The sequence below is a fragment of the Hydrogenophaga pseudoflava genome (assembly GCF_004353865.1).
GTDB classification, from domain to species: domain Bacteria; phylum Pseudomonadota; class Gammaproteobacteria; order Burkholderiales; family Burkholderiaceae_C; genus Hydrogenophaga; species Hydrogenophaga pseudoflava.
The window spans coordinates 1,239,089-1,258,807 of record NZ_CP037867.1 but is presented as its reverse complement, the minus strand read 5'-3'; the positions used below and the strand labels follow the sequence as shown (position 1 = coordinate 1,258,807).

The following is a 19,719-nucleotide window of genomic DNA, read 5'->3' as shown; positions in this document are numbered from 1 at the left end:
TGAAATGCCGATTGGAACCGAAACCCGAGGAGACACACGAATGCACCGACGACAGCTCCTGCTCGCCGGCGCGGCCAGCGCCGCCGCTTTCCACCCGGTGCTGCGCGCGCAGGCCCCTGCGGGCGTGGCCCCGAAGCCGCTGGCGTCCATGCGCATCTACATCCCCGGTGGTGAGGGCGGCGGCTGGGACCAGACCGGCCGCGCCCTGGGCGCATCCCTCCAGGCCGCCGGCCTGGCCGGCAAGATCAGCTACGAGAACAAGGGCGGCAAGGGCGGCACCATCGGCCTGGCCGACTTCGTGGCCCGCTACAACAGCGACCCCGGCGCCCTGCTGGTCGGCGGCATGGTGATGCTGGGTGCGATCGCGGTCGGCCGACCCGAGGTGACGCTGGCCCAGGTCAGCCCGGTGGCCCGGCTCACCAACGACTACATGGTGCTGGTGGCCAAGACCGGCTCACAGCCGGCCACCATGGCCGCGCTGGTGGAAGCCATGCGCAAGGACCTGGGCAAGGTCGCCTTCACCGGCGGTTCGGCCGGTGGTGTCGACCACATGCTCGCAGGCATGATCGCCCGCCAGCTGCGGCTGGACGTGACCAAGCTGAAGTACCTGCCCACCGCCAGCGGCCGCGAAGCGACGGCCCTGCTGGACAAGGGCGAAGCCCAGGTGGCGATCTCCAGCTACAGCGAGTTCCAGGCCGACATCGAGAAGAAGGCGCTCACGCCGCTGGCGATCTCCTCGCGCAAGACGCTCTACGGCGTGCCCTCGCTCACCGAGCAGGGCGTCAACACCGAGCTGGGCAACTGGCGCGCGGTGTTCGGCCCGGGCCAGGTGCCCGAGGCAGACCGCGAGAACCTGCGGCGCATCGTGGTCACCGCCACGCAGCACCCGTCGTGGATCCAGTCGCTTCAGGAAAGGAAATGGCTCGGTGCGCTGCAGCACGGCAAGGACTTTGCCGAGCAGCTCACCATCGAGCAGGCCATCGCCAGCGCGGTGACCATGATGCTGCGCCTCAAGAGCTGAGGCCCCGCCGCCGCGGTCTCAGTCTTCGTGCGCGACGGCTTCCTCGCGCGTCAGCGAGGGGATTTCTTCACCGATCACGATGTCCGGGTCGATGCCCAGCACCAGCCCCACCGGGTCGGGGTAGGTGTTGATCAGCGCCTCGCTGCCCAGCGACAGCTCCTGCGCGCGCGCGCGCCAGGACGCGATGTGGATCACACCCGCGATGGGCTCGTAGACGTCGTTGTCGAACGGCGCCACCTGGTGCTCGATCGAATCGATCATCTTCTTGGGAAATTTCCACTCACGCGCCAGCGCCGCACCCACCTCGGCGTAGCTGTAGCCGAACAGGCCGCGTTCGGCGCGCGCCCGCTTGAGGTCGAGCATGGGAATGCTGCGGTCCAGGTCAATCATGGCCTCGGGCATGCCGGCGTGCATCACCAGCTCGCCGATGCAGTGGATCAGGCCCGCGGTGAACGCCGTGCTCTCGTCCATGCGCAGCGGCAGTGCGATGTAGCGCGAGAGGTTGGCGCTGTTGAGGCTGTAGCGCCAGAACTGGTTGAGGTTCATGCCGCCGACAGCGTGGAAGCCGTCGCCCAGGGCGGCGCCGATCACCAGCGCGCGCACCTTGATCAGCCCCATCACGTTGATCGCATCGCGCGCCGTGGTCACCGCGCGGTGCAGCCCGAAAAAGGCGGAGTTGGCCATCTTCAGCAGCTTGGCGGTGAGGACCGGGTCGTCCTCGATCAGGGCAGCGACCCTGAGCAGGTCCACGTCGTCCTGCTCGAAAGTTTCCATCAGCTTTCGGACCACCTTGGGAGCGGAAGGGAGGGCACTGGGCTGCTTGAGGAGTTTTTCGAGCTGCATGGCAGACATCCTTATGTAAAAAAACCGCCGTTGGTTTTCAGTGCTTTCGACGGCTCCCGAGAGGACTTGAGGACTGAGTGATCAATCCATGAACGCGCCCAGCGCTTGTGAGAAAGACCACTCGGACGGGTCCTTGCCCAGCACGCTGTCCAGGTCCAGGCCCAGGGTCAGGCCGACCATGTCGGGGAAGGTGGCGGCCAGGCCGTTGTCGTCCAGCTGCAGCTCCTGGGCGCGCGCGCGCCAGGACGCCAGGTGCAGCAGGCCGGCCAGCGGGTCGTAGGCGTCGCCTTCGAACGGGCTGAACTGGTTGGACAGGGCGGACACCATTTCTTCCGGGAATTGCCACTTCTCGGCCATGCCGGCGCCCACTTCGGCGTAGGTGTAGCCCAGCATCGCGCGTTCGGCGGCGGCGCGGTTGAGGTCCAGCGGCGGGGTGCTGAAGTCCAGCGGTTCCATGCGGTCGGGCATGGCGATGTGCATCACCAGGATGCCGATGGCGTGGATCAGGCCCGCCGTGAAGGCGTTGCCCTGGTTCTGGTGCAGCAGGCCGGCCAGCGACTTGGCGATGTCCGCCGCCTGCAGGCTGTAGCGCCAGAACTGCTTGAGGTCGATGCCGGGCACGCTCTTGAAGCTGCCGCCCAGCGCCGCGGCCATGACCAGCGAGCGCACATGGGTCATGCCCAGCAGGGCCACCGCCTCGTCGGCGCTGCCGATCTTGCGGCTGACCCGGAAAAACGCCGAGTTGGACAGGCGCAGCACGCGGGTGGTGAGCGCCGGATCGCGCCCGATCAGTTCCCCCACCCGCTTGGGACTCGGGTCGTCCTTGTTCATCTCGGCCAGCAGGTCCGAGACGGCACGCGGCATCGCCGGCAGTGCGCGGGGGTAATTGAGCAGGGCTTCGAGTTCCATGGTCTGAAGTCCAAGGTGTTGTGGATCGATCTGATGTCCTTATCGACCAACCCGCCCCCGACTTGAGGCCCGCGCGCCCTCCCCGGCGCCTGGTTTCAGCGGTGCATCAGCGCTTGTTCAGACCCTGCAGCTTGGCAAAGGCCGAGGCCATGGCGCCGGCCGCCTCGGGCTGGCGCTGGCCACCGCCCTGCCCGCCCGAATAACCGCCCCGCGGGCCGCCGCGCGCCGGCTCGTAGCGGTTGTCGCGCGGACCGTCCTTGCGGGCCGGCGCGGCGTCCAGCTTCATGGTCAGGCTGATGCGCTTGCGCGGCACGTCCACTTCCAGCACCTTGACCTTGACGATGTCGCCGGTCTTGACCACCTCGCGCGCGTCGTTGACGAACTTGTGGCTCAGCTGGCTGACGTGGATCAGCCCGTCCTGGTGCACGCCCAGATCGACGAAGGCGCCAAATTGGGCGACGTTGGACACCGTTCCCTCCAGGATCATGCCCTCCTTGAGGTCGGCGATGTCGTCGACGCCCTCATTGAAGCGCGCCACCTGGAAGTCCGGGCGCGGGTCGCGGCCGGGCTTCTCCAGCTCGCCCAGGATGTCCTTGACCGTGATGACGCCGAACTTCTCGTTGGCGAACAGCTCGGGCCGCAGGGTCTTGAGCATGTCGGCCCGGCCCATCAGGTTGGCCACCGGCTGGCCGGTCTTTTCGATGATCTGCTCGACCACCGGGTAGGTTTCCGGGTGCACGCCGGTCATGTCCAGCGGGTTGTCGCCGTCGCGGATGCGCAGGAAGCCCGCCGCCAGCTCAAAGGTCTTGGCGCCCAGGCCGCTGACTTCCAGCAACTGCTGGCGGTTCTTGAACGCGCCGTGCGACTCGCGCCAGCGCACCACCGCCTTGGCCACCGAGCCCGACAGGCCCGACACGCGGGTCAGCAGCGGCACGCTGGCCGTGTTCAGGTCCACGCCCACGCCGTTCACGCAGTCTTCCACCACCGCGTCCAGCGTGCGCGCCAGCTCGCTCTGGTTCACGTCGTGCTGGTACTGGCCCACGCCAATGCTCTTGGGGTCGATCTTCACCAGCTCGGCCAGCGGGTCCTGCAGGCGGCGGGCAATCGAGGCCGCGCCGCGCAGGCTCACGTCCACGTCCGGCATCTCCAGCGCCGCGAACTCGCTGGCGGAATAGACCGAGGCGCCGGCCTCGCTCACCACCACCTTCTGCACGCCCTCAATGCCCGCCTTGGCCAGCATCTTGATCAGGTCGCCGGCCAGCTTGTCGGTCTCGCGGCTGGCGGTGCCGTTGCCAATGGCGATCAGCTGCACGCCGTGCTGGCGGCACAGCAGCGCCAGCGTGTGCAGCGCGCCGTCCCAGTCGCGGCGCGGCTCGTGGGGGTACACCGTGTTGGTGGCCACCAGCTTGCCGGTGGCATCCACCACCGCCACCTTCACCCCGGTGCGGATGCCCGGGTCCAGGCCCATCACGGCCTTCTGGCCGGCGGGCGCGGCCAGCAGCAGGTCGCGCAGGTTGTCGGCAAACACCTTGATCGCCACCGCCTCGGCGCTCTCGCGCAGGCGGGTGAACAGGTCGCGCTCGGTGCTCAGGCTCAGCTTCACGCGCCAGGTCCAGGCCACGCACTTGCGGATCAGGTCGTCCGCCTTGCGCGCCTGGTGGCTCCAGCCCAGGTGCAGCGCAATCTTGCCTTCGGCCAGCGACGGTTTGCCCGGCTCCGGCTCCACCGGCTGCACCAGCTTCACGTCCAGGATTTCCAGCGCCCGGCCGCGGAACACCGCCAGCGCACGGTGCGAAGGCACCCGACCGATCGGCTCGTCGTATTCAAAATAGTCGCGGAACTTGGCGACGTCCGGGTTGTTCTCGTCCTTGGTCGCCACTCGCGTGCTCTTGAGCAGGCCTTCGGTCCACAGCCATTCTCGCAGGCTTTGCACCAGCGCCGGGTCTTCGGCCCAGCGCTCGGAGAGGATGTCGCGCACCCCGTCCAGCACCGCCTGCGGCGTCGAGAAGTCCGCGCCCGGCTTGCCGTCGTCCAGCACCTCGGGGGGCTTGGTGAAGGCGGCTGCCTCGGCCAGCGGGTCCAGCGTCGGGTCGGCAAACAGCTTGTCGGCCAGCGGCTCGATGCCGAATTCGCGGGCGATCTGCCCCTTGGTGCGGCGCTTGAGCTTGAACGGCAGGTAGATATCTTCCAGCTCCTGCTTGGTCGGCGCGTTGGCAATCGCCACGCGCAGCGCGTCGGTTAGCTTGCCCTGCTCGTCAATCGCCTTCAGCACGGTCGCGCGGCGGTCTTCCAGCTCGCGCAGGTAACCCAGGCGGTACTCCAGCTCGCGCAGCTGGGTGTCGTCCAGCCCGCCTGTGACTTCCTTGCGGTAGCGGGCGATGAAGGGCACCGTCGCCCCCCCGTCCAGCAACTCCACCGCGGCCAGCACCTGCCGCTGTTCAACCCGGATCTCCTGCGCGATCTGCGCGATGATTTTCTGCATGTCCCAAGGGGCGCCAGCGGCCCGGTTTCCAACGAAGCGGGCGAGTTTGCCACAGGGGTGGGAGGCAGCCCGGGGATGCCGGCGAGGCGGACAGGCGTCGAAGATCCGGTCGGCCAAGCCCTTGGTGCGGACCATCCTCTCAGGCATTGAACAGGTCAACTCAGTACGGACTTTGGGCTCCGAATTCAGACCCTGTTCGAACAGGGACACCATTGGGTCGAATTCGGATCACTTCCAAGCCTGGCCGTTTTCGAATTCGAAGGCACCCAACAAGGCTCAAGAAAATGGCTAAGCCATGAAAACCTTGTTGGTGCCCGCTCGACGCAGCTAAGCCGCACCACGAGATGCGGTTTCTCTGTTCAGGGTCGCGTGCGGTTTTGGACCCACTGCTAGCCTAATAACCAACTTGCGATCCTCAAAGCTTACCCCATCGGGTGCATTGAGAATGGCCGTTGCCGCCTCCTGAGACGAGAACTCCACGAAACCAAATCCTTTGTACTTTTCACCTCGTCTTGGAAGTGTTAGTTCAAGGATGTCTCCGAAGGCACCTAGCGTATCCATAAGGGCTTCACGCTCAAGATAAAACGGCAGGTTCCCAATGAATAGCCTACACCCGTCTGAAGTCGGGACATCCTCAAAAAGCCCAGCACTCTTTGATTCAACTGCTATTTTTTTTCGAACGAGGGCACCGGCCTTTGTGCACCTGGAAGATCAATCCCGTATCGCGGGAACTCCCGAAACGGCATCTTGCGTTTGCCAGCCAAACGCTTAGCAAGATCCCTCTCAACCTTGTTTGCCAAAATCCCAAGGCGCATTAGTCCGTCAACCAGCTTTCGGTAGTGTTCCGTGTCTACGATACCGACCGCATCCCAAACGTCTTGCGCCGAGAATACCCTCTGATCTTGTCCAAGAAGAACAACAGATTTTTGCTCGCGATCTAAGGCAAGATCTTCGAATTGACTGAGCCAGAGCATATCCTTAGGCGAGTACATCGCGCGATGAGTAAGCGTGATGCTAAACCCTTCAAACCTGCTATCAATCTGGGGTGGGGCAAGCTCGTTCTTGTGCATTAGGTCGTAAATTCGCCGCATACCCTCACCAAGTTCTCTCATGTAGCCCAGTTCTCTAAGAACTCTTGCAACATGCGTATTTCTCGACTGATGCACCCCCTTTTGACCGATTAAATCCTCAATTCGGATGGAAGAAAGGAGTGGACCAGGATTGCGAATTTCAAGGTGATCCGAGAAAACGAAAACTTCGGTAGCGCGCCCTTCATCCGAATAATCTCTGTGGGCAATCGAGTTTAATAAAGCCTCGCGACAGGCAAGTTCCGGGTATATTGAGCGCTGTTCAAATCTGCCGGCCTTGTCAAATTTTGTTTGCACTAGATGAGGGCGCAGCGCTTCCCAAGCACTATCTACCAGCGTCAAGATGTTTCCATCAATTGTTTGGTCGGCCACGACATTGTAATCTTCTCCAGTCAACACCCTTTCACCATCAACGCGAAGTACGCGAACCTGAAGCCTTGGGTGCCACTTAGCCGGTTGCTTTGCAAACAAAAGCAGTGCAGCTCGACGCAGGCGTAGTTGAGCGAGCCCATATTCTGCAAGATCCAAATACTGCAGACACTTTTCCGGGCTCATTCCTTTGAGCACTTGATCAGCGACAATTCGAACAAGATCAAGATCAAGATCATCAGCTGAAACCCCATCAACGAATTGGCGGTCATATTCACGCGAACGCTTTTCTCTGCGATCGAGTTGAATTGCTTCTGTTGCTACTGGGGCCGATTCAAGATCACGTCTTTGCAAACACCGTCCATCAGACGTAACGTGGACATAGTCCACACTTTTAGGAACAGCAAAATAAAGAATCGTCTTCCCATCAACGGATATTCGCGCCTTCTTGACTGAGGGCAGAGGAGTATCAGCATGCACTCGAGCTATCGGCGCATCTTCTAGATGCTGGAGATCTCTCTCTGAGAATTCGTTCAAACCCGTAACTGAACCATTATCTTCTACTCCCACAAGGAGCTCACCGCCGTCTGCATTGGCAAACGCCACAAGAGTCTGAGCAATGTTCGTGGCGATGTCCTTAGGGGGGCGAGGTTTTTTCTCCGTTGGAGGCCCTTCAAGCGCGCTTTTGAACTCGCGAAAATGGCTTTCTCCCAGCTCGATTGCGGTTTTTGCTCGCTCGCCCATACCAATTGCTATCATTTGCACTCCTTAATTTATTTAGGCCATGATCCTAGAGGTCGTTTTGAGGTCTCCTATATGTAGGCGTGCGTCGACCCCGTTGTCCGAAATTTGATTGACACCACGGCATACCACCAGCGTTGATGAGTGATGGATGGATCTGCGAGGGGCATGGCTATGTAGCTCAAGAACTTCAGTGCCGGTAGGCGAGTCCTGTCATTCTCGGCTAACAAATGGGGCACCCACATAGGGCATTAATCAAGATCCATTGCCACCAACATGGCATCGACAAATAATTGTATTTTCAATGCACACATTCCCTGTGGGTTGAGAGAACCGGTCGTGCGCTGAACGCGAAAATTTGTCTAATTAAACGACTCATTCCGTAACCCATCGCCACGCTAAGCAATACGATTTTGTAGATGCTAAACAGGCTTGTGAACCTCTTATCGCATAGGTGCGCTGACCGCGGAGGCAAGGCACCCATTCTCAGATTCCGAGCTTACCTTTAAGCAATTCGATAACCAATCCAAGGCCAACGGTCTCTGCACGACTATATACCCATTTCCCAAGCTCTTTGACTCGGCCCAAGGCATCTGGGTTGTTGGGTGCCTCTGCCACAACTCCTTCAATTATTGCCAGCTCCTTACGTGGAGTGTCTGGTTGTGGCTTATCCTTGGCAAATGCCACGAGCGTTGATAGCTCTTGTACCAAATGCTCAAGAAGGGCTGGATTGTTAAAGACCGTAATAGGCCCTTGAAAAGCCGCTTTGGGTGCATCGTTGATTACGGTGTTTCCGGGAGCATTTACGTTAATGACGGTGCGTGGTGCGTCGTTCTTGTCACCCATGATCGGTTCCTCCTGTGTAGTTTGGTCATACATGAAGAGCATGGTTTGCTTGTTAAACTCAGTAACTTTGTTGAAGTCAATATCCAGCACAGTTGCCGAATGCGCGTAGATTTGACGACGAAGCTGCTCAAGAAACTGAGGCGTCGGTCGCACCATAACTCGCACCTTAATCTTCTTGTGAGATTCCCGTGTTTCGGATCGAACGATAGTGACAAGAATGTTCTGAAACCATGCGCGATTCGAAAAGAAATCAACCGGTATAGTGTAGCCAATTTCATCAGATGTGTAATAGTGATTAACATCCTCGGCCAATTCTTGTTCAAAGAGGTGGTTAATAAACTGCATATCACCAAACCGTCTTTGTTTTTGATTTATGGAGAATTGCAGATATATCTTCTCCACGCGTCCTGCAAGTCCGCCGCCAACACCAAAGTGAGTCGATTCTGCCGACAGAACTAGTTGATGAAGGTATATTCGATACTTCGTTAAATCAAGATTTCGTGACTCAAGGAGTTGCACAACGCGATTTCTTAGTAGTCGATAGTCGGTTGGCTCTAAGTAGTCAGACACCTTAACTCGAAAGCCAAAGTAACGTTGCATATTTGTCGCCAAGACTTCTCCTAATGGTTGTCTGAGATACCTAATTTTGATTTATTCAGCCAGATTCGAATATGACAAATTTACTTTAAGATAGATGCGACAATTGTGGAGTGTAGTTGACGCAGCAACTATGCACAATTCACGTAATACAGACAAGTTCCGAAAGGCCAGCTTTTGAGCCACGCACTGCGACGACATCCGCAGGCAGACCCCTGGGGCGCAAACGCCGCCTGCTGCCTTGACCTTGGATTGAAGTGCCTATTTCGCCGTAGCCCACTAGAGCCCTCACTAACTGGTGGATAAGCACTCGCTCCAACACCAGCTCGACACCTACGTACCTGATCCCACCGCAGGGCATCATGCGTAGAAGGACGCAAACCAGAGTGCGGCCAAAGTGCTGAAGTGACTTATGTGCTCCAGGCCCCCCTGATGGGGGCTTCTTGGTTACACGAGAAGGTGAGATGGCGCGGCCCTCTATATGGGTAGTAGTCGACCAGAGCGTTGGAGCACCTTGCTTCACTGATCCTCCCTTGAACTGCCATTTTTCGTTTTCTCATTTAAAAGGCATTCTGCAATGTCTTGTCACAAATCCGCAAGTTATCCCTGTCTACTCACGCAACTGCCGACCTACTCGGTGACACTTCAACTCCCATGCAGGACGACCTATTCGGTGCCCCGCCCGCTCCGCGATCCACCCGCGCCAACCCGCCATTCGCAGCACCTGATCCAGCGCAACACTACGAAACCACGCCCGCCCCACCCCGCCGCCGCTCCACCGAAGTCCTCCCCCTGCCCCCCGACGACGCCACCCGCGCCCTCGCCGCCCGCCTGAACCCGCGCATCCGCCTGGGCGCCTCGACCTGGAGCTACCCGGGCTGGGCCGGCATCGTCTGGGACGAAGGGCCTTACAACGAGGCGGTGCTGGCCAAGAACGGCCTGACCGCCTACGCGCAGCACCCGCTGCTGCGCTGCGTGGGCATCGACCGGTCGTTCTACCGCCCGCTGACCGAGGGGCAGTACGCGCGCTACGCGGGCCAGGTGCCCGACGACTTCCGCTTCGTGGTGAAGGCGCCGGCGCTGGTGACGGATGCGCTGGTGCGCGGCGAACAGGGCCAGGGCCGCCAGCCCAACACGGCGTTTCTGGACCCGGTGCTGGCGACGCAGGAGTTCATCACCCCCGCGCTGGCGGGGCTGGGCGACAAGGTGGGCGCGCTGGTGTTCCAGCTCAGCCCGCTGCCGTTTTCGCAGTTGCAGCGCCTGCCGCTGTTGCTGGAGCGGCTGCGCGCCCTGCTGCGGGCGCTGCCCGATGTGCGCGGCGCCACGCCCGACGGCGTGGTGGCGGTGGAGGTGCGCGACCCGGAGTGGCTCTCGCCCGCCATCGCGCCGCAGCTGGCGGCCGTGCTCAAGGAGACCGGCGCCACCTACTGCCTGGGCCTGCACGCGAAGATGCCGCGTCTGGCCGAGCAGTTGCCCCTGCTGCGAGCGCTCTGGCCCGGGCCGATGGTCTGCCGCTGGAACCTGAACCCGCTGCACGGCGCCTACGGCTACGAAGACGCGCAGCGCTCCTACGAACCCTACGACCGCATCCACGACGTGGACGCCGAAACGCGCGCGCTGATCGTGCGCACGGTGCGCGGCGTGACCGGTGCGGGGCAGAACGCCTACGTGACGATCAGCAACAAGGCCGAGGGCTGCGCGCCGCTGTCGGCGCGGGCGCTGGCGGAGGGCTTGGCGGCCACCCCGCCCGCCGGCGGCTGAGGAGGATCAACCCCTCACGCGCTGCACGGGGGTGGCGTGTGGGCGGTGGCGCAGGGTGATCCAGGTCAGCGCCAGCGCGGTCAGCGCGCCGCAGGCCATGCCCGCCACCATGGGCAGCGGCCGGCCGTTGGCGAACAGGCCCACGATGCCCATGGCCGCCGCGCCACAGAGCATCTGCAGCGTGCCCATGAGAGCGGACGCGGTGCCCGCGATCGCGCCGTGCGCGTCCAGCGCCAGCACCGACACCGTGGGAATCACCATGCCCATGAAGGCGCTGGCCACGAAGTAGAGCGACACCAGCACCAGCAGCTGGTCGCCGCCGACGAGGTAGTACGCCAGCAGCGACGCCATCACCAGCCCGCAGGCGGTGACGGCCCACTTGGCCAGCGGCACCAGCCCGAAGCGCCGCCCCAGGGGGCCGGTGAATTGCGCGGAGCCGATGAAGGCCGCGGCGTTGAGGCCGAACGCCAGGCTGTACTGCGTGGGGCTCAGGCCGTAGTGGTTGATGAGCACAAAGGGCGAGCCGGCCAGGTAGACGAAGAAGCCCGCCATGGCGAAGGCGCCGATGAACACCAGGCCCAGGAAGTGCCGGTCGCGCAGCAGCACGCCGTAGCCGCGCAGCGCGCTGCCCAGGCTGCTGTCCACGCGCTCTGCATCGCTGCGCGTTTCCGCCAGCGCGCCACGCACCAGCAGCATGCCGGCCACCGCGGCCAGCGCCACCACCCAGAACACGCCGCGCCAGCCGGTCAGCGCGATCACGCCACTGCCCGCCAGCGGGGCGAGGATGGGTGAGACGCTGAACACCAGCATGAGCAGCGACATCAGGCGCGCGGCCTCGGCGCCGGTGTGCAGGTCGCGCACGACGGCGCGCGGAATGGCCATGCCGGCCGCCGCACCCAGGCCCTGCAGGAAGCGCAGCGCCACCAGGGTGTGGATATCGGTGGCCAGCGCGCAACCGATGCTGGCCAGCGTGAACAGGGCCAGGCCGGCGTAGAGCGGCGGCTTGCGGCCCACCATGTCGGACACCGGGCCGTAGAGCAGCTGCCCCAGGCCGATGGAGAGGAAGAACGCAGTGAGGGTGAGCTGCACCGCCCCCACCTCGGCGCCCAGGCTGCGCCCGATGTCGGGCAGCGCGGGCAGGTACATGTCGATGGCGAAGGGGCCGATGGCAGAGAGCAGGCCCAGCACCAGGGCCATCTTGAGATAACGCGAAAGCATCGGTGAATTGTCGCAGTGCAGCAAAAATGCCGCCTGGCACCACCCGAACAACCTTGTGCCTCGGCCGCCGGGCGTCAGTCGAACAGCGAGGACTGACCGCCGGGCCGGTAGCCCTCGATCTCCAGCAGGCGCCATTTGGTGATGGCGCCACCGCTGGCCGAGAAGCCCCCGGGCTGGCCGCCCGCCGCCAGCACGCGGTGGCAGGGCACGACCGGCGCGAAGGGGTTGGCCCCCATGGCCTGACCGATGGCGCGGGCGAGGTGCTTGTCGCCCATCTCGGCAGCGAATTCGCCGTAGGTCAGCACCTGGCCGGGCGGAATGGCGCGGGCGCGCTCATAGACCCGCTGCAGAAAGGGCGTGAGGCGCGACATGTCCAGCGGCAGGTGGCGCAGGTCGGCCGGGCGTTCACCGCGCAGGGCCGCCTTGAGTTCGGTGATGGCCGACTGGATTTCAGGCGGCGGCTCGGCCTCGGGCACCGCCTGCGGCAGGCTGCGCAGCAGGCGCTGGCGCGTGCCTTCGGGCGTGGGCTCGGGCAGCTGCACCGCGGTGATGCCCGCCGGCCCCCAGGCCATGCCGCAGGTGCCGATGGCGGTGTCGAACAGCGTGTGGCCGTGTGCGCTGTCCATGGTGGTTCGGGTGGTGTGTCAGCCCGCCCGCAGTGCCTGCCGCAAGCCTTCCCCGATCTCGGGCCGCTCCGCAAACGGGTCGGGCGGGTTGGTGCCGGCGACGATGGCATCGAAGCGGCTCTGCGCGTTGCCCAGCGCCTTGGGGTGGCTGTAGATGTAGAACTGGTCGTGCCGCATGGCGTGGAACACCATCTCGGCCACCTGCGCGGCGGTGACCTTGCCCGAACTGACGGCCTTGTCGCTCATGGCCTGGCCGATCAGCTGGCTTTGCGTGGGCTTCTCGTCGGCCAGCCCGGCGGGCTTGTTGCGGTGGCTCTGGCTGATGCCGGTGGGCACGAAGTACGGGCAGAGCACGCTGGCGCCGACCTGGTCGGTCACGAGCTTCAAGTCCTGATAGAGCGTTTCGCTCAGGCTGACGACGGCGTGTTTGCTGACGTTGTAGATGCCCATGTTGGGCGGCGTCAGCAGGCCGGCCATGCTGGCGGTGTTGACGATGTGGCCGCGGTAGGCCGGGTCGGCTTTGGCGGCGGCCAGCATCATGGGCGTGAACAGGCGCACGCCGTGGATCACACCCCATACGTTGACGCCCAGCACCCACTCCCAGTCCTTGACGGAGTTCTCCCACACCAGGCCGCCCGAGCCCACGCCCGCGTTGTTGAAGACGAAGTGCGGCGCGCCAAAGCGCTGCTGCACGGCCTGGGCCAGGGCCTCCATCTGATCGGCGCTGGACACGTCGACCTGGCGGGCCAGCACGGGGGCGCCGGCCGCTTCGAGCTCGGCCTGGGCCTTGTCCAGCGCATCCTGCTGCACGTCGACCAGCACGAGGTTCATGCCCAGTTTTGCGCCGATGCGCGCGCATTCGAGGCCGAAGCCGGAGCCGGCGCCAGTGAGCACGGCGGTCTTGCCTTGGAAGTCTGAAATCACGTGTTTGTCTCCTTCTGTGGTGTTGTTCAGCGACGGATCATTTCCAGGTGCGGAATGCCGTCCTCGATGTAGGGCTTGTCGTCCGAGACGAAGCCGTGGCGGTTGTAGAAACGCTCCAGGTGCGCCTGCGCGCCGATGCGGATGGGCTGCGGGCCCCAGAGCTGTTCCAGCAGGCGCACCGACTCGGCCATCAGCGCGTGGCCGATGCCGCCGCCGCGCGCGGCCGGCGCAGTGACCACGCGGCCGATGCTGGCCTCGGCAAAGGCCACGCCTGGGGGGACCAGGCGGGTGCTGGCGTGCAGGTGCGGAGTGCCGTCCTGATCCACGACCTCGCCCAATACGTGCAGGCACTGCGCGTCCAGCCCGTCCATGTCCAGGAACACGCAGGCCTGTTCCACCACAAACACCTCGCTGCGCAGGCGCAGCAGGCGGTAGAGGGTCTCGGCGCTCAGCGCGTGGAACGGCAGGCAGCGCCACTGCAGAGCGGCGCCATGGTGGAAAACGGTGGTTCCGGTCAAGCTTTCACTTCCTTCAGTACATACCCGATGCGGGGGAAATGTACGTGCAGGCGGCCGGCGCGGTCGTCGGTGCGGGCCAGCGTGTAGTGGGTGCGGGTGGCGGCCACCAGCGTGCCCTCGGTGGTCTCGGTGCCGAAGCTCTGCGCCGCCACGGTGACGCGGCTGCCCAGGGCGATGCCGTGGTCGTCCTGGAAGGCCTCCTGGGGCAGCGGCGCCGGCTCGGCAGCGGCGGCGATGGCAATGGCCTCGGTGGAGGTGAGTTTGGACGGCTTGCCGTGCCCGATGGCGGCCATGCGGTCCATCCAGGCCAGCACGCCGGGCGTGGCGTCCAGGATGCCGGCCATGGCGGGGTTGATGACGCGTGTGAACCACAGTGGGTGGTAGGCCGCGAAATCGGCGATGCAGGGCGCCTCGCCCAGCAGGAAGGGTTGCTCGTGCAGCATGTTCGCCAGGCGCCGCAGGTGGCTGCGGTAGGCGCTGGTGGCGTCGCCGGGGCGCAGGCGGGTCATGCCCGCGCTCATCGCACCGCGGTCGGCCGCAAAGGCCTGTGCGGCTTCGGGCGGCTGGTTGGCGAACATCGCGGCCGCGCCCTTGGGGCTGAGCGTGTAGCCCATGGCTGGCCAGAACAGGTCCGTGTCGGCCCACTGCGCGACGATGCGCGCCAGACCCTTGAGGTGCTCGGGGAACAGAGAAGGCCCGGGTTGCAGATGTTCGAGCACCGTGGCGATCAACGACGTGTCGCACCAGATGTCGGCGCCGATCTGCAGCAGCGGCGTGCGGCGGTAGCCGCCGGTCAGCGCGACCACGTCGGGCTTGGGCATGACGCTGGGGATGTACACGCTCTGCCAGGCCAGGCCCTTGAAGCCGAGCATGAGCCGCGCCTTCTCGGCAAACGGCGACATGGGGTAGTGGTGGAGGATGGGCGTGGTCATGCGGGGCTCCGTCGGTGATGGGGTTTCAGCGCGGCTGCGCGCGGGCGATGATGGCGGCGAAGTCCGTGCCGGCGCCCAGCGAGCCGAAGCTGTGGCCCCAGTGCCGGTCCAGGCGCGAGTCGCAGAAGGCGGCGAACACGGCGGGCGGTGCGGTCTGCGCCAGCAGCGCGGCCTGCACGGCCAGGGCCACGTCCTGCGCGAGCCGGCGGGCCTCGATCTCGGTGGCCATCAGCTCCACGCGCGTGGGCAGGCTGGCGGCCAGCTGGTCGAGTGCGGGGTGCATGCCTTTGGCAGGGGCGAGTTCGTGCGCCAGTGCGGCAGCCGCGTCGGCCTTGCGCAGGGCGCGCAGCAGATCCAGCGCCATGATGTTGCCGGCGCCTTCCCAGATCGAGTTCACCGGCATCTCTCGGTAGATGCGGGCCATGACGCCCTCGCCGCCCTCTTCCACATAGCCGTTGCCACCCAGGCATTCCATGGCTTCCTGCGCGAAATAACTCCCGCGCTTGCAGATCCAGAACTTCGCCACGGGCGTGAGCAGGCGCTGCATCACGCGCTCGTGTTCGTCAACGGCAGCGCGGTCGAAGCTGCGCGCCAGGCGCAGGGCCAGCGCGGTCGCAGCCTCGGATTCGAGCGCCAGGTCGGCCAGCACGTTCTGCATCAGCGGCTGCTCGATCAGCGCCTTGCCGAAGGCCTTGCGCTGCGTGGTGTGGTTGAGTGCGAGCGACAGCGCGTGGCGCATGAGCGCGCTGGTGCCCAGGGCGCAGTCCAGCCGCGTCATGGTGCCCATGGCCAGGATCTGCGGCACGCCCCTGCCCTCCTCACCCACCAGCCAGGCGGTGGCGCCCACGAACTCCACCTCGGAACTCGCGTTGGCCTTGTTGCCCAGCTTGTCCTTCAGGCGCTGGATGAACAGCTGGTTCAGCGTTCCGTCCGGCAGCACGCGCGGCAGGAACAGGCAAGAGAGGCCGCTGGGCGTCTGCGCCAGGATCAGAAAGGCGTCGCACATGGGCGCCGAGAAGAACCACTTGTGGCCCGTCACCTTGAAGCGAGAGCCCCAGGCATCCGACCCGTCGGGCACGGCCTGCGTGGTGTTGGCGCGCACGTCCGAGCCGCCCTGCTTCTCGGTCATGCCCATGCCCATGGTCACGCCGGGCTTGTCCTTCCAGAGCTTGAGCGCCGGGTCGTAGGCGCGGCTGGTGAGCTGCGGCGCCCAGTCGGCGTAGATGGCGGGGTTGTCCTTGAGCGCGGGCGTGACCGCGTAGGTCATGGAGATCGGGCAGAGGATAGACGGCTCCAGCTCGGTGAAGAGCATGAAGGCTGCCGCCCGGTTCACGTGTGCGGTGCCCGAGGCCTGCTCGGCGTCGGAGAACGGTGTGCCGTGCAGGCCCGAGGCCGTGGCCGCCGTCATCAGCGCGTGGTAGCTCGGGTGGAACTCCACCTGGTCGATGCGGTGGCCGAAGCGGCTGTGGCTCTTGAGCTGCGGCGTGAACACATTGGCCAGCCGCGCGTGCTGCTGCATCTCGGCGCTGCCCACCTGCTGGCCCAGGGCGCTCAGGTGGGTGGTGACCAGCGCCGGCGCGTTGAACTTCAGCGCGTCCTGCATCGGCCGGTTGCCGTCGAACAGGTTGACGTCGACCAGCGGCTCGGGCTGGTTGAAGACTTCGTGGGTCGTGTTCATGAAGACACCTCCAACAAGAGCGATGACTTCGGTCGAGGCCACCGCGGAACCGGCTTTGCCGGGCCGCCAGTGGCGCCCCCTGGGGGGTGACGCCGCAGGCGGCGCGGGGGGTTACACAAGTTTCACGAGTTGCTTGCCGAAGTTCTTGCCCTTGAGCAGGCCCATGAACGCCTCGGGCGCGTTCTCCAGGCCTTGGGCGATCGTCTCGCGCGGGCGCAGCTTGCCCTGCGCCACCAGCGTGCCCAGTTCGGTCAGCGCCTCGGGCCAGACCTCCATGTGCTCGCTGACGATGAAGCCTTCGACCTTCAGGCGGTTGATCAGGATCAGCGCCGGGTTGGCCAGGGGCAGCGGCTGGCCGTCGTAGCCGGCGATCATTCCGCAGACGGCGATGCGGCCGAAGGCGTTCATGCGCAGCAGCACGGCGTCGAGGACCATGCCGCCGACGTTCTCGAAGTAGCCGTCGATGCCGTTCGGGCACTCCTGCTTGAGCGCCTTGGCCAGGCTGTACATGTCCTTGTGCAGCTTGTAATCAATGCAGGCGTCGAAGCCCAGTTCGTTCACGGCGTAGGCGCACTTCTCCGGCCCGCCGGCGATGCCGACCACGCGGCAGCCGCGCGCCTTGGCCAGCGCACCGAAGGCGCTGCCCACCGCGCCGGTGGCGGCGCTGATGACCATGGTCTCGCCGGCCTTGGGGTTGATGATCTTCACCAGGCCGTACCAGGCCGTCACGCCCGGCATGCCGACCGCGCCGAGGTAGTAGGACAGCGGCACATGCGTGGTGTCGACCTTGCGCAGCGCGCCGGGCTGCAGCGCGTCGACCACGCTGTACTCCTGCCAGCCGCCCATGCCGACCACGCGGTCGCCGGTGAGGAACTTCGGATGGCGCGACTCGACCACCTCGCCGACCGTGCCGCCGATCATCACTTCGCCCAGAGGCTGCGAGGCAGCGTAGCTCTTGCTGTCGTTCATGCGCCCGCGCATGTAGGGGTCCAGGCTCAGGAAATGGTGGCGCACCAGCACCTGCCCGTCCTTGAGCGGCGGGGTTTCGGTGGTGACCAGCTTGAAGTTGTTGACGGTGGCTTCGCCCTCGGGGCGGTTGTCCAGCAGGATCTGTCGGTTGGTGGCCATGGGAAGTCTCCTTGGAATGTTCAGGGGGCGGGGCGGCGCAGTGTGGGCAGGCCGACGCCGGCGGCGTCGAAGCCGCCGTCGACCGCCAGCACCTGGCCATTGACGTAGCTGGCCTGCGGGCTGCACAGGAAGCCGACCGCGTTGGCGATCTCTTCGAGCGAGCCGTAACGGGCCAGGGGGATGGTGTCGTGGTAGTCCGCGCGGATGGCGGGCGTGTGCACCTTCTTCGCCATCTCGGTTTCCACCGGGCCGGGCGCGATGGCGTTGACGCGGATGCCGGCGTTGCCGTACTCCACCGCCTGCTGGCGCGTGAGGTGGATCAGCGCGGCCTTGGAGGTGCCGTAGGCCACGCGCAGCGTGCTGGCGCGCAGGCCGGAGATGGAGGCGATGTTGACCACCGCGCCGCCACCGCCTTGCAGCATCAGCGGTGCGCAGGCCTGCACACAGAGGAAGGGGCCGTCGAGGTTGGTCGCCATCACCCAGCGCCATTCGTCGAAGCTGGTCTCGCCGATCGGCTTGAAGGTGGCGACGCCGGCGTTGTTGATCAGGGCGTCGAGCCGGCCGAAGCCCTGTTCGATGCGCTGCACCGCACTGGCGACCTGCAGCGGGTCGGACACGTCGCCGTGGATCACCAGCAGGTCGCTGGAACGTGTGCCCAGTTCGGCACGTAGCGTGGCCTCGGTAGTGGTCAGCGTGGGCGCATCGTTGTCGATCACCGCGACGCGGTAGCCCTGGTGGAAGAACCAGCGCGCGATGGCCAGGCCGATGCCGCGGGCGGCACCGGTGACGAAGGCGACGGGGGTGGCGGAATTGCTCATCAGTCGGTCTTGAGGGGGTTCAGTTCGTGGGTGGATTTGCCCACCGGCAGACGCGGCACGAACTTGAAGGTGCCGGTGGCGTGGGCGCAGAGCTTGCCCGCCGCGTCCACGATGCGGCCTTCCGTGAAGGCCATGGTGGGCGTGCGGTGCAGCAGGGTGCCGTGCGCCGTCAGCGCGCCCTTGGCGGGCCGCATGAAGCTGGTTTTCATCTCCACCGTCACGCAGCCCATGGCCGGCTCGACCGACCGCGCCGCGTGCGCCATCACCACGTCCAGCAGCGTCATGCTGGCACCGCCGTGCACCACGTTGAAGGAGTTCTGGTGCTCGGGCCTGGGGTCGAAGCGGATCGTGGCCTCGCCGCCCTCGAACTTCAGCAGTTCGAAGCCGAGCAGCTCGACGAAGGGGATGTGGACCGAGAACTTCACTCAGCCTCCGGTGATCACGGACACGCCGCCGTCCACCGCCAGCCACTGGCCGGTGATGTGCTTGCCGGCGTCCGACGCGTAGAGCACGGTCAGGCCCTTGAGGTCTTCGTCGTCGCCCAGGCGGCCCAACGGCGCGTGCGCGGCCAACTGCTCCTCGCCCATGGCCTTGAGCGTGCCCTGGGTCATCTTGCTGGGGAAGAAGCCCGGGCAGATGGCGTTGACGCGGATGCCGTGCGGACCCCACTCGGCGGCCAGCGCGCGGGTGAAGTTGATGACCGCGCCCTTGGAGGTGTTGTAGGCGATGGTGTTCATGCCGCGCGGATTGCCGCCCAGGCCGGCGATGGACGCGGTGTTGATGATGCTGCCCTTCTTGCGCGGGATCATGCTGCCCTTGGCGATGAGCTGGCTGAGCAGGAAGTAGCTGCGCACATTGAGGTTCATCACCTTGTCCCAGGCTTCCAGCGGGTGGTCCTCGGCCGGTGCGCCCCAGGCGGCGCCCGCGTTGTTCACCAGGATGTCCACGTCGCCCACGCGCTGCAGGGTTTCGCTGGTGAGGCGGCGGATGTCTTCCTCGTGCTGGCAGTCGGCGGCGATCCAGCGCGCGTCGATGCCGGCGGCCTGCAGTTCGGCCGTGGCCTCTTCGAGATCGGTCGCCTTGCGCGAGCTGATCACCACGCGCGCGCCGGCTTCGCCCAGGGCGTGGGCCATCTGCAGGCCCAGGCCGCGCGAGCCGCCGGTGATGAGCGCGGTCTGGCCCTTGAGGTCGAACAGCTGGGTGATGGTGCGGGTCATGAA

18 protein-coding genes are annotated in these 19,719 nt (G+C 64.9%); 2 read left to right on the top strand and 16 right to left on the bottom strand.

What is annotated here, in order from left to right; all coding sequences use genetic code 11:
- Window positions 1-40 precede the first annotated feature (40 nt).
- Complete coding sequence (locus tag HPF_RS06155) at window positions 41-1,021, top strand: Bug family tripartite tricarboxylate transporter substrate binding protein (RefSeq protein ID WP_079364717.1); 981 nt, start codon at window positions 41-43, stop codon at window positions 1,019-1,021.
- Window positions 1,022-1,039: 18 nt separating this feature from the next.
- Here HPF_RS06155 and HPF_RS06150 read toward each other — a convergent pair whose 3' ends face one another.
- The 6 genes from HPF_RS06150 to HPF_RS06125 all read right to left on the bottom strand — a co-directional run bounded on the left by HPF_RS06150 (window position 1,040) and on the right by HPF_RS06125 (window position 8,899).
- Window positions 1,040-1,864 carry an HDOD domain-containing protein gene (locus HPF_RS06150; protein WP_079364774.1) on the bottom strand — a complete coding sequence of 275 codons (825 nt, stop codon included), beginning with the start codon at window positions 1,862-1,864 and terminating at the stop codon, window positions 1,040-1,042.
- An 81-nt stretch (window positions 1,865-1,945) separates the two neighbouring features.
- Window positions 1,946-2,773, bottom strand: coding sequence for an HDOD domain-containing protein (locus HPF_RS06145; protein WP_079364716.1), 828 nt, complete (start codon window positions 2,771-2,773; stop codon window positions 1,946-1,948).
- A 106-nt stretch (window positions 2,774-2,879) separates the two neighbouring features.
- Window positions 2,880-5,255: a Tex family protein gene (locus HPF_RS06140; protein WP_133156061.1), complete on the bottom strand. Its 2,376-nt coding sequence runs from the start codon at window positions 5,253-5,255 to the stop codon at window positions 2,880-2,882.
- A gap of 327 nt (window positions 5,256-5,582) precedes the next feature.
- Window positions 5,583-5,855, bottom strand: a complete 273-nt coding sequence (locus tag HPF_RS24190; RefSeq protein ID WP_424955196.1) for an RNA recognition motif domain-containing protein — start codon at window positions 5,853-5,855, stop codon at window positions 5,583-5,585.
- 65 nt (window positions 5,856-5,920) lie between these two features.
- Window positions 5,921-7,471: an ATP-binding protein gene (locus tag HPF_RS06130; RefSeq protein ID WP_133156059.1), complete on the bottom strand. Its 1,551-nt coding sequence runs from the start codon at window positions 7,469-7,471 to the stop codon at window positions 5,921-5,923.
- Between the two features lie 468 nt (window positions 7,472-7,939).
- Entirely contained in the window at window positions 7,940-8,899 is a 960-nt protein-coding gene (locus HPF_RS06125) for a hypothetical protein (RefSeq protein WP_133156058.1), read from the bottom strand.
- Window positions 8,900-9,550: 651 nt separating this feature from the next.
- On the opposite strand from HPF_RS06125, the gene HPF_RS06120 reads away from it, so the two are divergent.
- Window positions 9,551-10,657: a DUF72 domain-containing protein gene (locus HPF_RS06120; protein WP_133156057.1), complete on the top strand. Its 1,107-nt coding sequence runs from the start codon at window positions 9,551-9,553 to the stop codon at window positions 10,655-10,657.
- A 6-nt stretch (window positions 10,658-10,663) separates the two neighbouring features.
- Here HPF_RS06120 and HPF_RS06115 read toward each other — a convergent pair whose 3' ends face one another.
- The 10 genes from HPF_RS06115 to HPF_RS06070 form a co-directional block, all read right to left on the bottom strand.
- A complete protein-coding gene (locus tag HPF_RS06115; protein WP_133156056.1) occupies window positions 10,664-11,875 on the bottom strand; it encodes a multidrug effflux MFS transporter in 1,212 nt (403 codons plus the stop codon).
- 74 nt (window positions 11,876-11,949) lie between these two features.
- Complete coding sequence (locus tag HPF_RS06110) at window positions 11,950-12,501, bottom strand: methylated-DNA--[protein]-cysteine S-methyltransferase (RefSeq protein ID WP_133156055.1); 552 nt, start codon at window positions 12,499-12,501, stop codon at window positions 11,950-11,952.
- An 18-nt stretch (window positions 12,502-12,519) separates the two neighbouring features.
- Window positions 12,520-13,425, bottom strand: a complete 906-nt coding sequence (locus HPF_RS06105; RefSeq protein ID WP_133156054.1) for an SDR family oxidoreductase — start codon at window positions 13,423-13,425, stop codon at window positions 12,520-12,522.
- Between the two features lie 26 nt (window positions 13,426-13,451).
- Window positions 13,452-13,943, bottom strand: coding sequence for a GNAT family N-acetyltransferase (locus HPF_RS06100; RefSeq protein ID WP_133156053.1), 492 nt, complete (start codon window positions 13,941-13,943; stop codon window positions 13,452-13,454).
- Window positions 13,940-14,875 carry a glutathione S-transferase family protein gene (locus tag HPF_RS06095; protein WP_133156052.1) on the bottom strand — a complete coding sequence of 312 codons (936 nt, stop codon included), beginning with the start codon at window positions 14,873-14,875 and terminating at the stop codon, window positions 13,940-13,942. The genes HPF_RS06100 and HPF_RS06095 overlap by 4 nt, the downstream gene beginning before the upstream one ends.
- A gap of 25 nt (window positions 14,876-14,900) precedes the next feature.
- Entirely contained in the window at window positions 14,901-16,553 is a 1,653-nt protein-coding gene (locus HPF_RS06090) for an isovaleryl-CoA dehydrogenase (RefSeq protein ID WP_133156051.1), read from the bottom strand.
- Window positions 16,554-16,664: 111 nt separating this feature from the next.
- Window positions 16,665-17,681: an NADP-dependent oxidoreductase gene (locus HPF_RS06085; RefSeq protein WP_133156050.1), complete on the bottom strand. Its 1,017-nt coding sequence runs from the start codon at window positions 17,679-17,681 to the stop codon at window positions 16,665-16,667.
- 20 nt (window positions 17,682-17,701) lie between these two features.
- On the bottom strand, window positions 17,702-18,499 hold the full coding sequence (locus HPF_RS06080) for an SDR family NAD(P)-dependent oxidoreductase (RefSeq protein WP_133156049.1): 798 nt from the start codon (window positions 18,497-18,499) through the stop codon (window positions 17,702-17,704).
- Window positions 18,499-18,924: a PaaI family thioesterase gene (locus tag HPF_RS06075; RefSeq protein WP_133156048.1), complete on the bottom strand. Its 426-nt coding sequence runs from the start codon at window positions 18,922-18,924 to the stop codon at window positions 18,499-18,501. The genes HPF_RS06080 and HPF_RS06075 overlap by 1 nt, the downstream gene beginning before the upstream one ends.
- A complete protein-coding gene (locus tag HPF_RS06070) occupies window positions 18,925-19,716 on the bottom strand; it encodes an SDR family oxidoreductase (RefSeq protein ID WP_133156047.1) in 792 nt (263 codons plus the stop codon).
- Between the last annotated feature and the right edge of the window lie 3 nt (window positions 19,717-19,719).